Source organism: Streptomyces sp. NPDC056835, from assembly GCF_042789485.1.
GTDB lineage: Bacteria > Actinomycetota > Actinomycetes > Streptomycetales > Streptomycetaceae > Streptomyces.
This window is the reverse complement of record NZ_JBHUBB010000006.1, coordinates 225,259-248,516: the sequence shown is the minus strand read 5'-3', so window position 1 is coordinate 248,516 and position 23,258 is coordinate 225,259. Positions and strand designations below refer to the sequence as shown.

At 71.9% G+C, this 23,258-nt stretch carries 2 protein-coding genes (1 of these 2 running past the window's edge); both read right to left on the bottom strand.

Going from position 1 to position 23,258, the window contains the following annotated elements; all coding sequences use genetic code 11:
* Positions 1-16: 16 nt before the first annotated feature.
* Positions 17-20,737 carry an SDR family NAD(P)-dependent oxidoreductase gene (locus ACFRMN_RS09290; RefSeq protein ID WP_383015688.1) on the bottom strand — a complete coding sequence of 6,907 codons (20,721 nt, stop codon included), beginning with the start codon at positions 20,735-20,737 and terminating at the stop codon, positions 17-19.
* A protein-coding gene (locus tag ACFRMN_RS09285; RefSeq protein WP_383015685.1) for a type I polyketide synthase crosses the window boundary here: on the bottom strand, positions 20,715-23,258 show its end. 17,007 nt of this gene lie beyond the right edge of the window; 2,544 of the gene's 19,551 nt are visible here — the last part of the coding sequence; the start codon falls outside the window, past its right edge — the gene reads right to left on this strand; it ends in the stop codon at positions 20,715-20,717. The genes ACFRMN_RS09290 and ACFRMN_RS09285 overlap by 23 nt, the downstream gene beginning before the upstream one ends.

The window sequence follows — 23,258 nt, the reverse complement described above, 5'->3', positions numbered from 1 at the left end:
GGGGTGGTCGGGCGGGTCAGGAGATGCCGAACTCTTTGCCGAGCAGTTCGAACACCTGGTCGTCCGTCGCGTCATCGAGATCGTCGGACGCCTGCGCGGCGGCGTCGGCACGACTGTCGCGCCATACGGTCAGCAACGCCGAGAGGCGGGCGCCGATCCGGTCGTCCTCGTCGTCACCGATCTCGACCGAGGCGAGACTCGCCTCGATACGGCTCAGCTCGGCGAGCAGCGGCGCCACCCCGCCGGGCTCGTCGATGACGAGCCCTTCCGCGAGGAGGCCGACCAGATCGAGCGGGGTCGGGTAGTCGAATATCAGGGTGGCGGGCAGGCGCAGCCCGGTGGCCGTGTTGAGCCGGTTGCGCAGGTCGACGGCGGTCAGCGAATCGAAGCCCAACTCGGTGAACGCGCGCCGGTCGTCGACCGCCTCGGGACCGGGGAACGCCAGCACGGCGGCGACCTGCGTGCACACCAGGTCCACCAGGGCGGACGTCCGCTCGGTCTTCGGCAGCGCCGCCAGCCGCTCCCGCAGCGCGGCGGCGGGGTCGATCCCGGTCTCCGCCGCCCTGCGGGTCGTCGTCCGCACCAGGCCGCTGAACACCGGCGGCACCACCGGGAGTTCCCGTATGGCCCGCAGGTCGAGCCGCATCGGCACGACGACCGGGTCCGCCCCGACAGCCACCGCGTCGAACAGCTCCAGGCCCTCTTCCGCGGACAGGCCGGCGGCACCGGTCCCGGCCATATGGGCGCCCATGCCGTCGTCCCCGACCCACAGGCCCCATGCCAGCGATGTCGCGGGCAGGCCGGCGGCGCGCCGGTGCTGGGCGAGCGCGTCGAGATACGCGTTGGCCGCCGCGTAGTTGGCCTGGCCGGGATTGCCGAACGTGCCCGCGGCTGAGGAGAACAGCACGAACGCCGTCAGGTCCAGGTCGCGGGTCAGCTCATGCAGGTTCCACGCCGCGTCGACCTTCGGCCGGAACACGGTGTCGACCTGATCCGGGGTCAGCGAGCCGATCGTGCCGTCGTCCAGCACACCGGCGGTGTGTACGACCGCGGTCACGGGGTGCTCGGCCAGGAGCGCCGCCACCGCGTCCCGGTTCGCCACATCACAGGCAACGGTCGTGACCTCCGCACCGAGACCGGCCAACTCGTCGTACAGCGCTCCGACTTGGCCGCGCCTGCTCGCCAGCACCAGGCGCCGCACCCCGTGCCGCACCACCAGATGCCGCGCCACCAACCCACCGAGCATCCCGCTCGCACCGGTCACCAGCACCGGACCCTCACCGAAGCCCGGACCCTCCGACTCCACAGGACGCGCACGCACAAGCCTCGGCACAAACGATTCACCGGCCCGCACTGCCAGCTCCGGTTCCGAGTTCGCGAGGGCCGACTTCCAACCGTCCTCGTCATCGATGTCGACCAGGACGAAGCGGTCCGGGTTCTCCGACTGCGCCGTCCGCACCAGACCCCACACCGCGGCCGCCGCCAGATCCGACACGTCGTCCTCATGACCGACCGCCACGGCACCACGGCTCACCAGCACCAGCCGCGACGCCGCACAGCGCTCGTCAGCCAGCCAGCCCTGCACCAGCCCCAGAACGGCCAGCACCTCCTGGCGCACCCCGGCCACATCCAGCGACCCGGCACACCGCACCACAACGTTCTCCGGCAGCGACTCACCCGCGTCCAACGCCGACCGCACCGCGGCCCAGCCCGCGAACTCCGCCACCGACCCGGCACTCCCGGCCGACGCCGTCACCGACGCCGAAGCGGTCACCCAGTCCAGCCGGAACAGCGACTCATGCCTGCGCGCCGACCCCAGCGAACCCGCCGACACCGGGCGCAGCACCAACGAGTCGACCGTGGCCACCGGAGCACCAGCCCCGTCCGCCACCATCAACGACACGCCGTCCGACCCCGCAGGCGACAATCGCACCCGAAGCACCGTCGCACCCGAAGCATGCAGCCGCGCACCCGACCACGAGAACGGCAGCCTGCCGGGAGCGTCCGCGTCGCCCATCAGACCGATGGCGTGCAGCGCCGCGTCCAGCAACGCCGGGTGCAGACCGAAGCCGTCAGCCCGCACGTCCTCCGGCAGCGCGACCTCGGCGAACACCTCGTCCCCGCTACGCCACGCGGCCCGCAGCCCCTGGAACACCGGCCCGTAACCGAAACCGCCGTCTGCCATACGGTCGTAGAGCCCATCCAGGTCCACCGCCTCCGCCCCGGCGGGCGGCCATACGCCGATGTCGGCCGACGGCTTCTCGGCGCCGTCCACGAGCACACCGCTCGCGTGCCGGACCCACAGCTCGCCGTCATCGTCCCGCGCGTGCACCGTCACCGGCCGCCGCCCGGACTCGTCCGGCACACCGACCCGCACCTGCACCCGCACCGCGCCGGTCTCGGCCAGGACGAGCGGCGCCTCCAACGTCAGCTCCTCCACCAGGTCACAGCCGACCTGGTCACCCGCACGTACCGCCAGCTCAAGGAACGCCGTGCCGGGCAGCAGCACCGATCCCTGGATCGCGTGATCGGCCAGCCACGGATGCGTCCGCTGCGACAGCCGGCCCGTGAACAGGACGGTGTCCTCGTCGGCCGGGGTGACCGCGGCGCCCAGCAGCGGGTGGTCGGCGGAACCGAGCCCGAGCCCGGACGCGTCGGTGGCGGGCCGCACGCTCGTGTCGGGCCAGAACCGCTGGTACTGGAAGGCGTACGTCGGCAGGTCCACCCGCCGTGCGCCGCCGCCAGCGAAGTAGGCGGCCCAGTCGACGCGTACGCCCCGCACGTGCAACTCGGCGAGCGCGGTCATGAGGGCGCCGTCCTCCGCCCGGTCGCCACGGAGCACCGGTACGAACGCCGCGTCCGGCAGGGACTCCTGTCCCAGCGCCGACAGCACGCCACCGGGTCCGATCTCGACGAGGACGTCCGCTCCCGTGGCGACCACGGCGTCGGCGAACCGCACCGACTCCCGCACATGCCGCACCCAGTACTCCGGCGAACCCAACTCGCCCGCCGTCGCCTGCGCACCGGTCAGCGTCGACACGATCGGAATCGTGGGCGCCTCGAACGACACGCCTTCCAGCACCCGGCGGAACTCGTCCAGCATCGGGTCCATCAACGGCGAGTGGAACGCGTGGCTGACGCGGAGCCCGGTCGCCTTCCGCCCCGCCTCACGCCAACGCTCGGCGACCGCCTCCACATCGGCAGCGGCCCCGGAGATGACCACGGAGTTCGGGCCGTTGACCGCCGCGATGCCCACGGTGTCAGGAAGCTCAGACGCGACCTCGGACTCGGTCGCCTGGATCGCCACCATCGCACCGCCCTCGGGCAGCGCCTGCATCAACCCGGCACGCGCCGACACCACCTTGGCGGCATCAGCCAACGACCACACACCCGTGACATGGGCCGCGGCCAGCTCACCGATCGAATGCCCGGCGAGCACATCCGGCCGGACACCCCACGCCTCCAACAGCCGGAACAGCGCGACCTCGACCGCGAACAGCGCGGGTTGCGTCACCCCGGTCTGGTTCAGCGCCTCGGCATCGTCACCGAACAGCACCTCGCGCACCACCGGCTCGAACTCACCCAGCACCTCGTCCAACGCCTCGGCGAACACCGGGAACCGCTCGGACAGTTCACGACCCATACCGAGCCGCTGCGAACCCTGACCCGAGAACAGGAAACCCACCCGGTGCTCGTCGGCGACACCTCGTACGCACCCGCCGGACAGCCGCCCCTCGACGGTGTCGGTGAGCCCGGCCACCAGGTCGGCCAAGTCCCGGCCGACGACGGCGAGCCGGTGCTCGAAGCCGGCCCGCGAAGTCGCGAGCGCGCGGGCGACGTCCGCCGCGTCGAGGTCGGGCCGCGCGGTCAGGTGGTCACGCAGCCGCACCGCCTGGTCGCGCAAGGCGCTCTCGGTACGGCCGGACACCAGCCACGGACCGAGCGGCGCCGCGGCCTCGGGAGCCCGCGGCGCGTCGACGTCCGACGTGGACTCGATGATGACGTGCGCGTTGGTACCGCTGAAGCCGAAGGACGACACGCCCGCCCGCCGGGGCCGGTCCGTCAGAGGCCACGGCCGTGCCTCGGTCAGCAGTTCCACGGCGCCCGCGGACCAGTCGACGTTCCGGGAGCGCTCGCCGACGTGCAGCGTCTTCGGCAGCACACCGTGCCGCATCGCCATCACCATCTTGATGACGCCACCCACACCCGCGGCGGCCTGGGTGTGGCCGATGTTGGACTTCAACGAGCCCAGCCACAGCGGCTCGCCCGCCCGGTCCCGCCCGTAGGTGGCGAGCAGCGCCTGAGCCTCGATCGGGTCACCCAGGGTCGTACCGGTGCCGTGCGCCTCCACCGCGTCCACCTCGGACGGTGCCAGACCAGCGCTCGCCAGAGCCTGGCGGATGACCCGCTGCTGCGACGGACCGTTCGGAGCCGTCAGGCCATTGGACGCGCCGTCCTGGTTCACCGCCGAACCGCGGATCACCGCGAGCACCGGGTGTCCGTTGCTCCGGGCGTCCGACAGCCGTTCCAGTACGAGCATCCCGACACCCTCGCCCCAGCCGGTCCCGTTGGCGTCGTCCGAGAACGAGCGGCACCGACCGTCCGGCGACAGGCCCTGCTGGCGGCTGAAGTCGATGAACGCGGAGGGCGTCGACATGACCGTGGTGCCACCCGCGAGCGCGAGCGAGCACTCACCCGACCGCAGCGCCTGCGCCGCCAGGTGCAGCGCGACGAGCGACGACGAGCACGCCGTGTCCACGGTCATCGCGGGGCCTTCAAGACCGAACGTGTAGGACACGCGGCCGGACGCGACACTTCCCGCGTTGCCCGTACCGAGATAGCCCTCGACGCTCTTCGGCACACCGTGCAACTGGGAGGCGTAGTCGTGGTACATCACACCCGCGAACACACCGGTCGCGCTCCCCCGCAACGACCTGGGGTCGATGCCGGCCCGCTCGAACGCCACCCAGGACGTCTCCAGGAGCAGCCGGTGCTGCGGGTCCATCGCCAGCGCCTCGCGCGGCGAGATACCGAAGAACGCCGGGTCGAACAGGTCGGCGTCGTGCAGGAAGCCACCCTCGCGGGTGTAGGAGCTGCCGACCCGCTCGCCCGACGGGTCGTAGAGCGCGTCCGTGTCCCAACCGCGCTCGGTCGGGAACAGCGTGATGCCCTCGGCACCGTCGGCGACCAACTGCCACAGGTCCTCCGGCGAGCGGACGTCACCGGGGTAGCGACAGCTCATGCCGACGATCGCGATCGGTTCGTCGGTCACGGCCACGGCCGTGCCGGTGGTCGCCGCGACGACGGGCGCGCCCGCGAACTCGGCGCCGACGAACGCGGCGAGCGCCGCGGGGGTCGGATAGTCGAAGACCAACGTCGCGGGCAGGCGCAGCCCCGTGGCCGCGCCCAGCCTGTTGCGCAGGTCGACGGCGGTCAGCGAGTCGAAACCCAGCTCCGTGAACGCCTGGCCGGGCGCGACGGCCTCCGGCCCGGAGTGGCCGAGCACCGCGGCGGCCTGGGTGCGGACGAGGTCCAGCAGCACCCGGTCGCGCTCGGCCTCGGCCAGCGGTGCCAGCCGGTTCCGCAGCGCGGCGGCCGGGTCGGCGCCGCTCCCCGCTGCCCTGCGGCTGGTTGTCCGTACGAGGCCGCTGAGCACCGGGGGGACCAGCGGGAGTTCCCGTACGGCCCTCAGGTCGAGCCGCATCGGCACGACGACCGTATCGGTCCCGGAGACCGCGGCGTCGAACAGCGCGACCCCCTCCTCGGCGGACAGACCGGTGGAGGCGGACTGCGCCACCCGAGCACCCATGCCGTCGGCCCACAGGCCCCATGCCAGCGACGTCGCGGCCAGGCCGGTGGCCCGGCGGTGCTGCGCGAGCGCGTCCAGGAACGTGTTGGCCGCCGCGTAGTTGCCCTGGCCGGGACCACCGAGGGTGCCGGCCACCGAGGAGAACAGCACGAACGCCGTCAGGTCCAGGTCGCGGGTCAGCTCGTGCAGGTTCCACGCCGCGTCGACCTTGGGCCGGAACACGGTGTCGACCTGATCCGGGGTCAGCGAGCCGATCGTGCCGTCGTCCAGCACGCCGGCGGTGTGTACGACCGCGGTCACGGGGTGCTCGGCCAGCAGCGCCGCCACCGCGTCCCGGTCCGCCACATCACAGGCGGCCACGGTGACCTCGGCGCCCCGCGCGACCAGTTCGTCGCGCAGTTCCTCGGCACCCTCCGCCGCCGTCCCTCGCCTGCTGACCAGCACCAGCCGCCCGACCCCGTGCCTGCCGACGAGGTGCCGGGCGACCAGATTGCCCAGCGCACCCGACGCGCCCGTCACCAGCACCGAACTGTCCGGCCCGAACGCCGGGTCGGTACCGGCCTCCGGCCGCACCCGCGCCAGGCGGGCCACGAACACCCGTCCGTCCCGCACGACGGCCTGGGGTTCCCCGGTCGTCAGCGCCGGCTTCCAGTCATCCTCGATGTCGTTGTCGATGTCGATGTCGACCAGGACGAAGCGGTCCGGGTTCTCCGACTGCGCCGTCCGCACCAGACCCCACACCGCGGCCGCCGCCAGATCCAACACGTCGTCCTCATGACCGACCGCCACCGCACCACGGGTCACCAGCACCAACCGCGACGCCGCACAGCGCTCGTCAGCCAGCCAGCCCTGCACCAGCCCCAGAACGGCCAGCACCTCCTGACGCACCACGGCCACATCCCGCGACCCGGCACACCGCACCACAACGTTCTCCGGCAGCGACTCACCCGCGTCCAACGCCGACCGCACCGCGGCCCAGCCCGCGAACTCCGCCACCGACCCGGCACTCCCCTCCGACGCCGTCACCGACGCCGAAGCGGTCACCCAGTCCAGCCGGAACAGCGACTCCCAGCCCTGCCGCGACAGCGTCGCCGACACCGGGCGCAGCACCAGCGAGTCGATCGTGGCCACCGGAGCACCAGCCCCGTCCGCCACCATCAACGACACGCCGTCCGAACCCGCAGGCGACAATCGCACCCGAAGCACCGTCGCACCCGAAGCATGCAGCCGCGCACCCGACCACGAGAACGGCAACCTGCCGGGAGCGTCCGCGTCGCCCATCAACCCAATAGCATGCAGCGCCGCATCCAACAACGCCGGATGCAGACCAAAACCGTCCACACCCACACCCTCAGGCAACACGACCTCAGCAAACACCTCCTCCCCACTACGCCACACCGCACGCAACCCCTGAAACACCGGCCCATAACCGAAACCACCATCAGCCATACGGTCATAAAGCCCATCCAGATCCACAACCTCCGCCCCGACGGGCGGCCAAGCACCCACATCCACCGACGGCACACCAGCCCCACCCGCGAGCACACCACTCGCATGCCGCACCCACAACTCACCCTCATCATCCCGCGCATGCACCGTCACCGAACGCCGACCGGACTCGTCCGGCACACCGACCCGCACCTGCACCCGGACGCCGCCGCGCTCGGGCACCACCAGCGGCACTTCCAGTGTCAGTTCCTCGACCAGGTCGCAGCCGAGCTGGTCGCCCGCTCGGATCGCCAGCTCAAGGAACGCCGTGCCGGGCAGCAGGACCGAGCCCTGGATCGCATGGTCGGCCAGCCACGGGTGGGACTCCAGGGACAGCCGGCCCGTGAAGAGCCGCCCGTCCGAGTCGGCCGTGTCGACGACCGCGCTGAGCAGCGGGTGGTCGGCCGAACCGAGCCCCGCCGCGTCCAGGTCTCCGGCGGAGACCCCGGCATCCAGCCAGTAGCGCTGGTGCTGGAACGCGTAGGTCGGCAGGTCCACCCGCCGCGCGCCACGACCGGCGAAGAACGCCTCCCAGTCCACCCGCACGCCCCGCGTGCCTATCCGCGCCACCGCTGAGACCAGCGCCGACTCCTCCGGACGGTCGCCACGCAGCATCGGTACGAACGTCGCGTCGGGCGCGGACTCCTGGCCCAGTGCCGACAGCGTCCCGCCCGGCCCGACCTCCACGAACGTGACCACGCCGTCGGCCACCAGCGTGCCGACGGCGTCGGCGAACCGTACCGACTCCCGCACATGCCGCACCCAGTACTCCGGCGAACCCAACTCGCCCGCCGTCGCCTGCGCACCGGTCAGCGTCGACACGATCGGAATCGCCGGCGCCTCGAACGACACGCCCTCCAACACCCGGCGGAACTCGTCCAGCATCGGATCCATCAACGGCGAGTGGAACGCGTGACTCACCCGCAGCCGGGTCACCTTCCGCCCCGCCTCACGCCAACGCTCGGCAACAGCCTCCGCGTCAGCGGCTGCACCGGAGATGACCACCGAGTTCGGGCCGTTGACCGCGGCGATGCCCACGGTGTCGGGAAGCCCAGGCGCGACCTCGGCCTCGGACGCCTGGATCGCCACCATCGCACCGCCCTCGGGCAGAGCCTGCATCAACCCGGCACGCGCCGACACCACCGCAGCGGCGTCGGCCAACGACCACACACCCGCCACATACGCCGCCGCCAACTCACCGATCGAGTGCCCCGCCAGCATGTCGGGGCGGACACCCCACGACTCCAGCAGGCGGAACAGCGCGACCTCGACCGCGAACAGCGCGGGTTGCGTCACCCCCGTCTCGTTCAGGGCATCGTCATCCTCACCGAACAGCACCTCGCGAACCGCCGGGTCGAACTCGCCCAGCACGGCGTCAAGAGCCTCGGCAAACACCGGGAACCGCTCGGACAGTTCACGCCCCATACCGAGCCGCTGCGACCCCTGACCCGAGAACAGGAAACCCACACCGCCCACGGCGACGGCCCCTACGACCAGGCCGGGGAACGGCCGCTTGTCGGCCAGTGCGGCGAGCCCGTCCAGCAGTGCCGCACGATCGTCCGCCACGACGACGGCCCGGTGGTCGAAGGCGGAGCGGGTCGCCGCCAGGGAGTAGGCGACGTCCAGTACGCCGATCCCCCGCTCGCCCGCGACATGCTCCCGCAGCCGCGACGCCTGGTCCCGCAACGCCTCCGCGCTCCGGCCCGACAGCACCCACGGCGTGACGCCGTCGGCCGGGGCCGCAGAGTGGTCCTCACTCGGTACGTGCTCGATGATGGTGTGCGCGTTCGTGCCGCTCACGCCGAACGACGACACACCCGCCCGACGCAGGCGACCGGTCTCCGGCCACGGCCGGGCCTCCGTCAGCAGCTCGACGTCACCGGCGGACCAGTCCACCTGCGACGTGGGCTCGTCGGCATGCAGGGTCGGCGGCAGCACGCCGTGCCGCAGCGCCATGACCATCTTGATGATGCCGCCGACCCCGGCCGCCGCCTGAGTGTGTCCGATGTTCGACTTGATCGAGCCGAGCCACAGCGGCTCACCGGCCCGGTCCTGGCCGTACGTGGCCAGCAGTGCCTGCGCCTCGATCGGGTCACCCAGCGTCGTACCGGTACCGTGCGCCTCCACCGCGTCCACCTCGGACGGTGTCAGCCCGGCACTCGCGAGTGCCTGGCGGATGACCCGCTGCTGCGACGGGCCGTTGGGCGCGGTGAGACCGTTGGACGCGCCGTCCTGGTTGATCGCGGAACCCCGCACCACCGCAAGCACCTGGTGACCGTTGCGTCGCGCGTCCGACAGCCGCTCCACGAGCAGCATGCCGACGCCCTCACCCCAGCCGGTGCCGTCCGCGTCGTCGGAGAACGATTTGCAGCGACCGTCGGCGGCCAGTCCCCGCTGGCGGCTGAAGTCCACGAACGTGCCGGCGGTGGCCATCACGGCGACGCCGCCCGCCAGCGCGAGATCGCACTCCCCGGAACGCAGCGCCTGCACCGCCATGTGCAGGGCGACCAGCGACGACGAGCACGCCGTGTCCACCGTGACGGCGGGGCCCTCAAGCCCCAGCACGTAGGCGACACGGCCGGACGCGACACTGCCGGACGCGCCGGTGCCCAGATAGCCTTCCACGTCCTCCGGAACGGAACGCAGCCGCGCCGCGTAGTCGTGGTACATCAAGCCCGCGAACACACCGGTCGCGCTGCCCCGCACCGACTCCGGGGCGATCCCGGCCCGTTCGAACACCTCCCAGGAGGTCTCCAGCAGCAGCCGCTGCTGCGGGTCCATCGCCAACGCCTCACGCGGCGAGATCCCGAAGAACGCCGGGTCGAACTGATCGGCGTCGTACAGGAAGCCGCCTTCACGCGTGTAGGAGGTACCCATGTGTTCCGGGTCCGGGTGGTACAGCCTCTCCACGTCCCAGCCCCGGTTGCCGGGGAACTCGCCGATGGCGTCGACACCGTTCAGTACGAGTTGCCACAGGTCCTCGGGCGAGTTCACCCCGCCGGGATAGCGGCAGCTCATGCCGACGATCGCGATCGGCTCGTCGGTCACGGCGGCCACCACGCGCGCGGTCGCCGTGAGGACCGGGGAGCCCGCGAGCTCGGTGCCGAGGAAAGCGGCCACCGCCTCGGGCGTCGGGTAGTCGAAGACCAACGTCGCGGGCAGGCGCAGCTCGGTGATCGCGTTGAGGTTGTTGCGCAGCTCGACAGCGCTGAGCGAGTCGAAGCCCAGTTCCCTGAACGCGCGGTCGGGCGCGATGGCCTGGGCCGAGCTGTGTCCCAGCACCATGGCCACGTGGCCGAGCACGAGGTCCAGCAGTACCTTCTCCCGCTCCGCGTCGGTGAGCCCCGCCAGCGACTCGGCCAGCGCCGAGCCCGCGACGGCTGCGCGCTCGACGGTCCTGCGCACCGTGCCGCGCACCAGACCGCGCAGGACGAGCGCCACGGGGTGGGAACGCGCCTGCCGGTGCAGGGCGGGCAGGTCGAGGGGCACCGGCGCCAGCACGGCGCGCCCGGTCGAGCCCGCCGCGTCGAACAGCGCGAGCCCCTGGGCCGTACGGAGCGGGATCAGGCCGCCCCTGCTCATCCGCTTCACATCGGCCTCGTCCAGCCGGCCGCTCATTCCGCTGGCCTCGGCCCACAGGCCCCACGCCAGCGACGTGGCGGGCAGACCAGCGGCCCGGCGGTGCTGCGCGAGCGCGTCCAGGAACATGTTGGCGGCCGCGTAGTTGCCCTGGCCGGGGCCACCGAACACACCGGAGGCCGAAGAGAACAGTACAAACGCCGACAGGTCCAGGTCCTTCGTCAACTCGTGCAGGTTCCATGCCGCGTCGACCTTCGGCCGGAATACGGTGTCGATCCGCTCCGGCGTCAGCGAACCGATCGTGCCGTCGTCCAGCACACCGGCGGTGTGCACAACAGCGGAGACCTCGTGCTCGGCCAGCAGCGCCGCGACAGCCTCCCGGTCAGCCACATCGCACGCCGCGAACGCCACCTCGGCACCCTCCGCGACGAGTTCGTCGCGCAACTCCCCGGCGCCCTCGGCCGCGACGCCGCGCCTGCTGACCAGCAGCAGACTCCGCACCCCCCGCTCCACCACAAGATGCCGCGCCACGAGACCGCCCAGCGTGCCCGTCGCGCCCGTGACCAGCACCGCACCCGAACCAAAACCGGGGTCGTCCACCACGGACCGCCGAACCCTGGCAAGGCGCGGCACGCTGACGGCGCCGGAGCGGACCGCCAACTGCGGCTCGCCGGTGGCCAACGCGGCCGGCAACACGTCGAGCGAGGCCACTTCGTCGTCCAGGTCGACCAGCACGATCCTGTCCGGATTCTCCGACTGGGCGGACCGCACCAGGCCCCACACCGCGGCCTGCGCGACGTCCCGTACGTCCTCATCGTCCGAGACAGCGACCGCGCCCCCGGTCACCACGACCAGGCGCGCCGCGTCGAACCGCTCGTCCGCCAGCCACGTCTGAACCGCGCTCAGCGCCCAATGCGCCGCTTCGTGCGCCGAGGACACCGGATCGGACGCGGACATGATCGGACGTGCCAGGACGACGAAATCGGGCAGTTCCGCCGACGGCGTGAGCGACTCCAGGTCGGTCCACTCGGTCGTCGGGAGATCGCCGTCGGGCAGCGGCACCGACACCCAGTCCACGCCGAACAGCGCGTCGCCGAGATCGTCACCCGCCAACTGCTCCTGCGAGACGGGTCGGATCACCAGCGAGTCGATCGTGGCCACCGGGGCGCCCGCCCCGTCCGCGACCGTCAACGCCACCCGGTCCGCCCCGGAAGGGGTCAACCGCACCCGCAGCATCTCCGCACCGGAGGCGTGCAGCCGTACGCCCGACCACGCGAACGGCAACCGACCGACCCCGTCGGCATCGTCGGCCAGGCCGATGGCGTGCAGCGCCGCGTCCAGCAACGCCGGGTGCAGACCGAATCCGTCCGCACCCACACCCTCAGGCAACGCGACCTCGGCGAACACCTCGCCACCGTGCCGCCACGCGGCCCGCAGCCCCTGGAACACCGGCCCGTAGCCGAAACCACCGTTGGCCATGTGCTCGTAGAACCCGTCCAGGTCCACGGCCTCGGCACCGGGGGGCGGCCACTCGGTCAGGGAAGCCCCACCGGACCTGCTCCCCGCGCGGAGCACACCGGTGGCGTGCCGGATCCATGAACGGCCATCGTCGGTGTCACCCGCGCTGGAGTGGAGGGTCAGCTCGCGCCTGCCCGACTCGTCCTCGGCACCGACCCACACCTGTACCCGCACCGTGCCGTTCCCGGGCAGGACGAGGGGCGCCTCCAGCGTCAGTTCCTCGACCAGGTCACATCCGACCTGGTCGCCGGCGCGGATCGCCAGCTCAAGGAACGCCGTGCCGGGCAGCAGGATCGAGTCGAGCACGGCGTGATCGGCCAGCCACGGGTGGGTCTGGGCCGACAGACGGCCGGTGAGCAGCACACCGTCCGTGCCACCGAGGGCGACGGTCGCACCCAGCAGCGGGTGCTCGGCGGCGCCGAGCCCGGCCGCTGTGACATCACCGATCGCGGGCCGCACGTTGGGCCAGTAGCGCTCGCGCTGGAAGGCGTAGGTGGGCAGGTCCACCCATCGGGTGCCGCTTCCGGCGAAGAAGGGCTCCCACTCCACGCGGACACCACGCACATGCAGCTGTCCTACAGCCGTCGTGGCGGCCAGGGCCTCCGGCCGATCACCGCGCAGCATCGGTACGAACGTCGCGTCGGGCGCGGACTCCTGGCCCAGTGCCGACAGCGTCCCGCCCGGCCCGACCTCCACGAACGTGACCACGCCGTCGGCCACCAGCGTGCCGACGGCGTCGGCGAACCGCACCGACTCCCGCACATGCCGCACCCAGTACTCCGGCGAACCCAACTCGCCCGCCGTCGCCTGCACACCGGTCAGCGTCGACACGATCGGAATCGCCGGCGCCTCGAACGACACGCCCTCCAACACCCGGCGGAACTCGTCCAGCATCGGATCCATCAACGGCGAGTGGAACGCGTGACTCACCCGCAGCCGGGTCACCTTCCGCCCCGCCTCACGCCAACGCTCGGCAACAGCCTCCGCGTCAGCGGCTGCACCGGAGATGACCACCGAGTTCGGGCCGTTCACCGCGGCAATGCCCACGGTGTCGGGAAGCCCAGGCACGACCTCGGCCTCGGACGCCTGGATCGCCACCATCGCACCGCCCTCGGGCAGCGCCTGCATCAACCCCGCACGCGCCGACACCACCTCGGCAGCATCAGCCAACGACCACACACCCGCCACATACGCCGCCGCCAACTCACCGATCGAATGCCCCGCCAGCATCGTGGGCCGAACACCCCACGACTCCAGCAGGCGGAACAGCGCGACCTCGACCGCGAACAACGCCGGCTGCGTCACCCCGGTCTCGTTCAGCGCGTCGACGTCCTCACCGAACAGCACCTCGCGCACCACCGGGTCGAACTCACCCAGCACCTCGTCCAACGCCTCGGCGAACACCGGGAACCGCTCGGACAGTTCACGCCCCATACCGAGCCGCTGCGAACCCTGACCCGAGAACAGGAAACCCACCTGTCCGGGGTCGTCAACGCCCCCCGCGACCACGACCCCGGCCCCGGCCGCCCGACCGTCGGCCACGGCCGCCAAAGCGTCCAGGAACCCGGACCGGTCACCGGCGACAACCACCGCACGGTGCTCCAGCACCGCCCTCGAAGTCACCAGCGCACGGCCCACATCCGCCACGGTCAACTCTGCGTTGTCGTCCACAAAGGACCCGAGTCGAGCGGCCTGCTCCCGTAACGCCTCGGGAGTCCGAGCCGACAACACCCACGGCACCAGCCCGTCGCGCACCGGCTCCGGGGCTTCCTCCCGCTCCACCACGGGAGCCTGCTCGAAGATGACGTGGGCGTTGGTCCCGCTCACACCGAACGCCGACACACCGGCCCGCCACGGCCGCCCCGTCTCCGGCCACGGCCGATTCTCCGCCAGCAGCTCGACGGCGCCCGCCGACCAGTCCACATGCGACGACGGCTCGGTGACATGCAGCGTCTGCGGCAGCACACCATGCCGTAGCGCCATCACCATCTTGATCACGCCCGCCACACCCGCGGCCGCCTGCGTGTGACCGATGTTCGACTTCACCGAACCCAACCACAACGGCTCACCGGAGCGATCCCGCCCATAGGTGGCCAGCAGCGCCTGAGCCTCGATCGGGTCACCCAGCGTCGTACCCGTGCCGTGCGCCTCCACCGCGTCCACCTCGGACGGCGCGAGACCCGCACTGGCGAGCGCCTGCCGGATCACCCGCTGCTGCGACGGACCGTTCGGCGCTGTCAGACCGTTCGACGCGCCGTCCTGGTTCACCGCCGAACCGCGCATCACCGCCAACACCGGATGACCGTTCCGCTGCGCGTCCGACAGCCGCTCCAGCAGCAGCATGCCGACGCCCTCGCCCCACCCGGTGCCGTCCGCGCTGTCGGAGAACGCCTTGCAACGCCCGTCCTCCGACAGCCCGCGCTGCCGGCTGAAGTCGATGAACACACCCGGCGTCGACATCACCGTCACACCACCGGCGAGCGCCATCGAGCACTCGCCGGAGCGCAGCGCCTGACTCGCCCAGTGCAGCGCGACCAGCGACGAGGAGCAGGCCGTGTCCACCGTGACCGCAGGACCTTCAAGGCCGAACGTGTAGGACAGCCGGCCGGAGATGACACTCGCCGCGCTGCCCGTGCCCATGTACCCCTCCACCCCTTCCAGGCTGTCCGGCGCGGCCATCAGCAACGCCGGGTAGTCCTGGCCGTTGGTGCCGACGAACACGCCCGCCTGGTTGCCCCGCAACGAGTTCGGGTCGATGCCCGCCCGCTCGAACGCCTCCCAGGAGGTCTCCAGCAGCAACCGCTGTTGCGGGTCCATCGCCAACGCCTCACGCGGCGAGATCCCGAAGAAGTCCGGGTCGAACTCCCCGGCGCGGTCGAGGAAGGCGCCCATGCGGGTGTACGACGTGCCGACACTCGCGGGGTCCGGGTCGTAGAGCGCGTCCAGGTCCCAACCACGGTCGGCGGGGAACTCCACCACGGCGTCCTCGCCGCCGACCAGCAGCCGCCACAGGTCCTCCGGCGAGTTCACCTCGCCGGGGAACCGGCAGCTCATGCCGACGATCGCGATCGGCTCGTCGACAGCGACGGTTGTGTGAGAGGTCGCCGTCAGGACGGGTGCGCCCGCGAGTTCGGCGTCGAGGAACGCTGCCAGCGCCGCGGGGGTCGGGTAGTCGTAGACCAGCGTCGTGGGCAGGCGCAGCTCGGTGACCGCGTTGAGGAGGTTGCGCAGCTCGACAGCGGTCAGCGAGTCGAAGCCCAGTTCCCTGAACGCGCGGTCGGGCGCGATGGCCTGCGCCGAGCTGTGTCCCAGCACCATGGCCACGTGGCCCAGTACGAGGTCCAGCAGTACCTTCTCCCGCTCCGCGTCGGTCAGCCCCGCCAGCGACCGCGCGAACGAGGACTCGGCGACGGAGCCGGCTTCGGCGGTCCTGCGTACCGTGCCGCGCACCAGACCGCGCAGGATGTGCGCCACGGGGTGGGTACGCGCCTGCCGCTGCAACGCGGGCAGGTCGAGTGGCGCCGGTGCCAGCACGGCGCGCCCGGTCGAGTCGGCCGCGTCGAACAGCGCCAGCCCCTCGGCCGTGCGGAGGGGGAGCAGGCCGCCCCTGCTCATCCGCTTCAGGTCGGCGTCGTCGAGCTGGCCGGTCATACCGCTGGCCTCGGCCCACAGGCCCCAGGCCAGCGACGTGGCGGGCAGCCCGGTGTCCTGACGGTGCTGCGCGAGCGCGTCCAGGAATGTGTTCGCCGCCGCGTAATTGGCCTGCCCCGGGGCCCCGAGGAGGCCCGCCACCGACGAGAACAGCACAAACGCCGACAGGTCCAGGTCCTTCGTCAACTCGTGCAGGTTCCACGCCGCGTCGACCTTCGGCCGGAATACGGTGTCGATCCGCTCCGGCGTCAGTGAACCGATCGTGCCGTCGTCCAGCACACCGGCGGTGTGCACAACAGCGGAGACCTCGTGCTCGGCCAGCAGGCCCGCGACGGCCTCCCGGTCGGCCACGTCACAGGCCACCATGACAACCTCGGCCCCCAGAGCGACCAGTTCGTCACGCAACTCCTCGGCGCCCTCGGCCGCCGCGCCCCGTCTGCTCGCCAGCAGCAGGCTCCGTACACCCCGCGCCGCGACCAGGTGCCGCGCGACCAGAGTGCCCAGCGTGCCCGTCGCACCCGTGACCAGCACCGCACCTGAACCAAAGCCAGGAGCGTCCACCACGGACCGCCGAACCCTGGCCAGTCGCGGAGCGCTGACGACGCCGGAGCGCACCGCCAACTGCGACTCCCCGGTGGCCAACGCGGCGGGCAGCACGTCGAGCGAGGCCACGTCGTCATCGAGGTCCACGAGGACGATCCGGTCCGGATTCTCCAACTGCGCCGACCGCGTCAGACCCCACACCGCCGCTTGCGCGATGTCGCGCACGTGTTCATCGGACGAGGCGGCGACGGCGCCGCCGGTCACCATGACCAGGCGCGCCGCGTCGAACCGCTCGTCCGTCAGCCACGTCTGAACCGCGCTCAGCGCCCAGTGCGCCGCCTCATGCGCGGCGGACACCGGATCAGACGCGGACGTGACCGGACATGACACGACCACGAAGTCGGACCGCGGCTGAGTCAGGGTCGCCAGGTCGGTCCACTCGGCGGTCGGGGCGTCGCCGTCGGAAAGCGGTACCGGCACCCAGTCGATACCGAACAACGCGTTGCCGCGATCACCATCGGCGAGCTGGTCCAGCGACACCGGGCGCAGCACCAGCGAGTCCACGGTCGCGACCGGTGCACCCGCCCCGTCCGCCACTGTCAACGACACCTCGTCCGCGCCCGCGGGCGCCAGGCGCACCCGCAGTACCGTCGCGCCCGAGGCGTGCAGCCGCACGCCCGACCACGCATACGGCAGCCGACCGTTCCCGTCGGCGTCGTCGGCCAGGCCGACGGCGTGCAACGCCGCGTCCAGTAGCGCCGGGTGCAGGCCGAAACCCTCCACACCCACGCCGTCCGGCAACACGACCTCGGCGAACACCTCGTCCCCGCGCCTCCACACAGCCCGCAAACCCTGGAAGACCGGCCCGTAGCCGAAGCCGGTGTCGGCCGCGTGGTCGTAGAACCCGTCCAGGTCGACGACCTTGGCGCTCGCAGGCGGCCACTCGACCAGGGAAGCCCCGGCGGAGCGACCGACCGCGCGCAGCACGCCGGTGGCGTGCCGGGTCCACGGCTGATCGTCGTCGGTGTCGCCCGCACTGGAATAGAGGGTCAGCTCGCGCGTGCCCGACTCGTCCTCGGCGCCCACCCACATCTGCACCCGGACACCGCCGCGCTCGGGCACCACCAGCGGCACCTCCAGCGTCAGCTCCTCCACCAGGTCGCACCCGACCTGATCACCCGCCCGCACCGCCAGCTCGACGAATGCGGTACCGGGTAACAGAACCGAACCCTGGACCACATAGTCGGCCAGCCACGGGTGGGTCTGAACCGACAGACGGCCGGTGAGCAGCACACCATCCGTGCCACCCACCGTGACAGCCGCACCCAGCAACGGGTGGTCGGCCGAGCCAAGGCCGGCCGCCGTCACATCACCGACCGCGGGCAACGCGTCCAGCCAATAGCGATCATGCTGGAACGCGTACGTCGGCAGGTCCACCCGTCGGGCGCCGCTGCCCGCGAAGAAGGGCTCCCAGTCCACCCGTACACCGCGCAGGTGCAGTTGGCCCGCGGCCGTCGTGGCAGCCAGGGCCTCCGGCCGATCACCGCGCAGCGCAGGTATGAAGACCGCGTCGGGCGCCGACTCCTGGCCCAGCGCCGACAGCGTCCCGCCCGGCCCGACCTCCACGAACGTCGCCACACCCTCGGCAATCAGCGTGCCGACGGCATCGGCGAACCGCACCGACTCCCGCACATGCCGCACCCAGTACTCCGGCGAACCCAACTCGCCCGCCGTCGCCTGCACACCGGTCAGCGTCGACACGATCGGAATCGCCGGCGCCTCGAACGACACGCCCTCCAGCACCCGGCGGAACTCGTCAAGCATCGGCTCCATCAACGGCGAGTGGAACGCGTGGCTGACGCGGAGCCCGGTCGCCTTCCGCCCCGCCTCACGCCAACGCTCGGCAACAGCCTCCACATCGGCAGCGGCACCGGAGATGACCACGGAGTTCGGTCCGTTGACCGCCGCGATGCCCACGGTGTCAGGAAGCTCAGACGCCACCTCGGCCTCGGACGCCTGGATCGCCACCATCGCACCACCCTCGGGCAGCGCCTGCATCAGCCCGGCACGCGCCGACACCACCTTGGCGGCATCAGCCAATGACCACACGCCGGTGACGTGGGCCGCGGCCAGCTCACCGATCGAATGCCCCGCCAGCACATCCGGCCGCACACCCCACGACTCCAACAACCGGAACAACGCCACCTCGACCGCGAACAACGCCGGCTGCGTCACCCCCGTCTCGTTCAGGGCATCGGCGTCCTCACCGAACAGCACCTCACGCACCGCCGGCTCGAACTCACCCAGCACAGCGTCAAGAGCCTCGGCGAACACCGGGAACCGGGCAGCCAGTTCACGACCCATCCCGAGCCGCTGCGAACCCTGACCCGAGAACAGGAAACCCACCTGGCCGGGGTCGTCAACGCCCCCCGCGACCACGACCCCGGCCCCGGCCGCCCGACCGTCGGCCACGGCCGCCAAAGCGTCCAGGAACTCGGACCGGTCACCGGCGACAACCACCGCACGGTGCTCCAGCACCGCCCGTGACGTCGCGAGCGAGTAACCCACATCAGCAGGGGACTGATCACCCACAAAGGACATAAGCCGCTGAGCCTGGCCACGCAGAGCAGCCTCGTCACGCGCCGACAGCACCCACGGCACCAGCCCGTCGCGCACCGGCTCCGGGGCTTCCTCCCGCTCGACCACGGGGGCCTGCTCGACGATGACGTGCGCGTTCGTCCCGCTCACACCGAACGACGACACGCCGGCCCGCCACGGCCGACCGGTCTCCGGCCACGGCCGTGCCTCCGCCAGCAGCTCCACGGCGCCCGCCGACCAGTCCACGTGCGACGACGGCTTGTCCACGTGCAGCGTCTTCGGCAGCACACCGTGCCGCATCGCCAGGACCATCTTCATCACACCCGCCACACCCGAAACCGCCTGGGTGTGACCGATGTTCGACTTCAGCGCCCCCAGCCACAGCGGCCGGTCGGCGGGCCTGCCCTGGCCGTAGGTCGCCAGCAGCGCCTGCGCCTCGATCGGGTCGCCCAGGGTCGTACCCGTGCCGTGCGCCTCGACCGCGTCCACGTCGGACGGTACGAGTCCCGAGTGGGCCAGCGCCTGCCGGATCACCCGCTGCTGCGACGGACCGTTCGGCGCTGTCAGGCCATTGGACGCGCCGTCCTGGTTCACCGCCGAACCCCGCAACACCGCCAGCACCGGATGTCCGTTGCGCTGCGCGTCCGACAGCCGCTCCAGCAGCAGCAGTCCCGCACCCTCGCCCCACCCGGTGCCGTCCGCGGCGTCGGCGAAGGGCTTGCAGCGGCCGTCAGCCGCCAGCCCGCGCTGGCGGCTGAACTCGATGAATGTGTCCGGCGTCGCCATTACGGTGACACCGCCCGCGACGGCGAGCCCGCACTCGCTGTGCCGCAGCGCGTGTATCGCGAGGTGCAGGGCGACCAGGGAAGACGAGCAGGCGGTGTCGATGGTCAGCGCGGGGCCTTCGAGGCCGAGTACGTAGGAGATGCGGCCGGACACAACGCTGGCCGCGTTGCCGGTGAGGAAGTATCCCTCGTAGCCGTCCGGCACACCGCCCTTGGCCAAGCGCGCCAGGTAGCCCTGGCCGTTGGTGCCGATGAAGACACCGGTCTTGCTGCCCCGCGCCGAGTGCGGGTCGATGCCCGCCCGCTCGAACACCTCCCAGGAGGTCTCCAGCAGCAGCCGCTGCTGCGGGTCCATCGCCGCGGCCTCGCGCGGCGAGATTCCGAAGAACGCCGGGTCGAACTGGTCGACGTCGTAAAGGAAGCCGCCTTCGCGGGTGTAGCTGGTCCCCTGCTGATCGGGGTCCTCGTCGTACAGGGCCTCCAGGTCCCACCCCCGGTTGGTGGGGAACCCGGAGACGGCGTCCCGGCCGTCGGCCAGGAGACGCCACAGATCCTCCGGCGACCGCACACCGCCGGGGAACCGGCAGCTCATGCCGACGATCGCGATCGGCTCGACCTCGCGCTCCTCGGCATCGCGCAGCTTGCCGCGCATCTCCTGCAGGTCCACGGTGGCCCGCCGGAGGTAGTCGAGGTACTTCTCCTCGTTCGACATGTGTTCCGACCCTTCAGGCGAGTTCATTGGCTCAAGACCTACCGAGTTCTTCATCGAGCAGCGCGAGCAGTTCGTCCGCCGAGGCGGTGCGCGCGTCCGGTCCGGAGTTGACGGGTTCCGTGCGGGTGTGCGCTTCGTCCCACCTGGTCAGGAGCGTGCGGAGGCGGTCGCCGACGGCGGCGCTCCGCTGGTCGTCCGGCGTCAGGAGGGACAGCGTGGCCTCCAGGCGGTCCAGCTCGGCGTCGATGGTCGGCGCTCCCATTCCCGGCATCTGGTCAAGCACGTGTGCGGCGAGCGCGGACGGGTTGGGGTGGTCGAAGACGAGCGTCGAGGGCAGGCTCAACCCGGTGGCCGAGTTGAACACGTTGCGGAACTCGACCGCGGTGAGCGAGTCGAAGCCCAGGTCCTTGAACGCCCGGCCGGGTTCCACCTGCGTTGTACTCTCGTAGCTGAGGACGGCGGCCACCTGCTCGCGCACCAGATCCAGTACGACGCGCTCGCGGTCCGGCCCGGACATCGCGGTGAGCCTGGCCGCCAGGTCGAGCGGCGCCGCCTCGACGGGTGCCGGGGCGCGGCGCGCGGCGGGCAGTTCCCGCAGGAGCGAGGCCGGCAGCGAAGGCGCGTACAGGTCCCAGTCGATGTCCGCCACGACCAGCACCGTCGGATCGCTCTGGCGGACGGCCCGGTCCAGTGCGGCGATCGCCAGCTCGGGCTCGAACGGGGCCGTGCCGCGGCCGCGCAGAATCTCGCCGAGCTTTTCTCCGACCATGCCTCCGCCGCCCCACGGCCCCCACGCGACCGAGCCGGCGGGCAGACCCGCCGCCACGCGCCGTTCGGCGAACGCGTCGAGGTAGGCGTTGGCGGCCGCGTAGCTGCCCTGGGCCACCGCGCCGAACGTGCCCGAGATCGAGGAGAACATCACGAACGCCGACAGCTCCCGGTCCCTGGTCAGCTCGTCCAGGTTGATCGCGGCGTCGACCTTCGGCCGCAGCACGGCGGCGAACCGCTCCGGGGTGAGCGCGGTCAGCACGCCGTCGTCCAGGATGCCCGCCGTGTGCATGACCGCGGTGAGCGGGAACTCCTCCGGCACCGAGGCCAGCAGCTCCGCCAGCGCGTCCCGGTCGGCGGCGTCGCAGGCGGCGATCGTCACACGCGCGCCCAACTCGGTCAGCTCCGCACGCAGTTCCTCCGCGCCGTCGGCGTCCGGCCCGCTCCTGCTGATCAGCAGCAGATGCTCCGCGCCCTTCGTGGCCAGCCACCTGGCCACGTGCGCACCGATCCCGCCGGTGCCGCCGGTGACCAGCACCGTGCCGGTGGGGTCCCAGTCGCCGACGTGCCCCGAGGGGGCCTGTACGAGTCGGCGGGCGAACACGCCGCCGGCTCGGAGCGCGACCTGTTCCTCCTCCCGCGTGCCGGAGAGGACGCCCGCGAGGCGGGTGGCGGCGCGGTCGTCCAGTGTGTCGGGCAGGTCGACGAGACCGCCCCAGCGCTCGGGCTGTTCGCGCCCGGCGCATCGGGCGAGTCCCCACACCATCGCCTGCTCGGGGCAGACGGGCGTGTCGGAGCGACCGACCGCGACCCCGCTTCGCGTCGCGTACCACAGTGGAGCGGCGAGACCGGCGTCGCCGAGGGCCTGGACGAGAGCGAGGGCCGCGTACACACCGCCCGACGGCAGTTCGGGGTCCAGCGCGAACAGCGACAGCACGCCCGCGACGGGCTCGTCGACCGCGAGTCGGGCCGTCAGCGATTCGCGGTCCACCGCTTCTCCGGCCCGGACCGGCAGCACCCGCGCGCCGTGCCGGGTCAGTGCGTCGGCGATGGGTTCCTCACCGGCGCCGTCCCGGCTGACCACGAGCCAGGTGCCCGTGAGCGCGGCGGTGGGCTCGGGCACCGGCAGCCAGGTGACGCGGTAGCGCCAGCCGTCGATCTCGGAGTTCTCCGACTGCGCCTGCCGCCACGACGCCAGCCGGGGCAACACCGCGCTGATCGGGTCGTCGAGGGATACGTCCAGCTCGTCCGCCAGTTCACCGAGGTCGCCGTCCGCCACGGCTGCCCAGAACCGCGCGTCGACGGCTCCGGTGACGTCGCCCGCGGGGGCCGCGGCCATGCTCGGCCAGATCCGCTTGTGCTGGAAGGCGTAGGTGGGCAGGTCCACGTGCTGCCCCTCGGGGACCACGTGGCGCCAGTCGAACGGCAGGCCCTGCACGTACCCTTCGGCGGCGGAGAGCAGGAACCGGTCCAGATCACCGTCGTCGCGGCGCAGTGTGCCCACGACCACGGCCTCCGCGCCGGTCACGTCCAGCGTCTCACGCACCCCGAAGGTCAGCACCGGGTGCGGACTGCACTCCACGAACACACCGACACCCCGGTCGAGCAGGCCGCGCGTCGCCTCCTCGAAGCGCACGGTGTTCCGCAGGTTCTGATACCAGTAGTCCGCGCCCACCTCCGTCCCGGTCAGCCACTCCCCGGTGACCGTGGACAGCATCGGCACGCTCGCCCGCGTCGGCTCCACCCCTGCCAGCGCGGTCGCCAGCGCCTCCCGGATGCGCTCGACGTGCGGTGAGTGCGACGCGTA